Here is a 664-nt window from a genome sequence, read left to right as displayed (position 1 = left end):
CAAAGAGCCTGTTTTCTGAGACGATAGATTTGGACTTTGTCCTCATAAGTTAATTTCATATGAAAACACCCCAAAAGTTAGCTTTTTCGTGTCTAACTTTTGGGGTGCAGTTCATAAAATTCTCAGTCTTTTTACATCTTTCTCAATCGCTCTACCCGCTCTGAAATAGGAGGGTGCGTATAGAAAAGTTTCTTTAGCCCGCCTTCTTTTTTGGGGTCATTGATGTAGAGCGCCGCACTGGCATTATCGACGTCATGTTCCATAGGCTGACTATGCTCCAGTTTCAGCAGAGCATTGATCATCCCTTGGGGATTGCGAGTCAACTCCACACTAGAGGCATCTGCCAGAAATTCCCGTTGACGGGAAATGGCCAACTGCACCAAGGTAGCTGCCAAAGGTGCCAGAATGATGGCAATCAGTGATACGATAAGGAGAATAATTCCTATTCCGCTATCGTTATCTCGATCATTACTACTGCGCCGTCCGCCACCAAACCACATCATCCGGCCAGCTAGGCTAGACAACATGGTAATAGCACTGGCCAAAGCCACAGCAATCGTTGAAATGCGGATATCATAATTTCGAATGTGACTGACCTCATGGCCCATGACACCTTCAAGCTCCTCGCGGTTCATGATAGCAAGCAAGCCTGTTGTAGTAGCAA

1 protein-coding gene is annotated in these 664 nt (G+C 45.9%); it reads right to left on the bottom strand.

The features are described 5' to 3' along the window. Window positions 1-131: 131 nt before the first annotated feature. Window positions 132-664: M48 family metalloprotease (locus tag STRDD04_RS11490; RefSeq protein WP_231853905.1), on the bottom strand; the 533-nt coding region annotated here is incomplete at its 5' end.

This window comes from Streptococcus sp. DD04, assembly GCF_001578725.1.
Lineage (GTDB): Bacteria > Bacillota > Bacilli > Lactobacillales > Streptococcaceae > Streptococcus > Streptococcus sinensis.
This window is presented reverse-complemented; position numbering and strand designations above follow the sequence as displayed.